Here is a 983-nt window from a genome sequence, read left to right as displayed (position 1 = left end):
TCGAGGTGCTCACCGGCACGCTGTGGGACACCGTCCTGCGCGAGCGTCTCCTCGCCCCCCTGGGCATGGACCGCACCTTCACCCTGCCCGAGGACGTGCTGCGCTTCCGGGCGGCCATGGGGCACCTGCCTGTGCCGGACGGCGGAGCCCACGACTGGCCGCGGCCCGCGCCGCGCTGGGACATCCCACGCTCGGCTGGTCCGGCGGGCATCGTCGTGGCCACCGCCGAGGACCTCGTCGCCTTCGCCCGTATGCACCTCGCCGACGGCGCCGCCGCGGACGGCACCCGTGTGCTGTCCGCCACCTCCGCACAAATGATGCGCGAGCCGCAGGTGGCGGTGCCGGACCGCTGGACCATCGCCGACCACTGGGGCCTGGGCTGGTTCCTGCCGACCTGGGAGGGCCGGATGCTTTACGGCCACGACGGCGGCACCATCGGCCAGAGCGCCTTCCTGCGCGTCATCCCCGACCGGGACGTCGTCATCGTCCTGCTCACCAACGGCGGACGCACCCGGGAGCTTTTCCAGACGGTCGCGAACGAGATACTCCCCGATACCGCCGGGCTGCGCGTGCCCGGACCGCCGCAGCCGCCCGCCGAGCGCATCCCCGTGGGTCTCGCCGACTGGTACGGGAGCTACGAGCGGCACGGCGTGCGAATTGACCTCGCCCCGGGCGAGGACGGCGCGCCGGAACTCACCGTGACCCCCAACGAGGGGCTGGCGGGCCTCGAGGAGTCACCGCACCGGATGCCGCTGACCGCCGTCGATCCGGACGCCGGCCTCTTCGTCACCCGGGAACAGGACTTCGCCGCGTGGACGCCCGTCGTCCTGTACACCCTGGGCGACGGCTCCCGCTACATCCACTTCGGTGGTCGCGCCACGCCGAAGACCGGCTGAACACGCGCCCCTCGTGGCCCCCCGCCCGGGGGCGGGGGGGGGCGCCCCATCCCCCGGCCCACGGGGGCCGGGCCAGGCGGGATTAAA

Annotated in this window: 1 protein-coding gene; it reads left to right on the top strand. The window is 74.0% G+C overall.

The window, feature by feature from the left end; translation table 11 throughout:
* A partial coding sequence (locus tag ACFW2E_RS41990) for a serine hydrolase domain-containing protein (RefSeq protein ID WP_384475976.1) occupies nucleotides 1–896 on the top strand: 896 nt, incomplete at its 5' end.
* Between the last annotated feature and the right edge of the window lie 87 nt (nucleotides 897–983).

Origin of the sequence: Streptomyces sp. NPDC058964, from assembly GCF_042741275.1 — a bacterium.
Taxonomy (GTDB): Bacteria; Actinomycetota; Actinomycetes; order Streptomycetales; family Streptomycetaceae; genus Streptomyces.
This window is presented reverse-complemented; position numbering and strand designations above follow the sequence as displayed.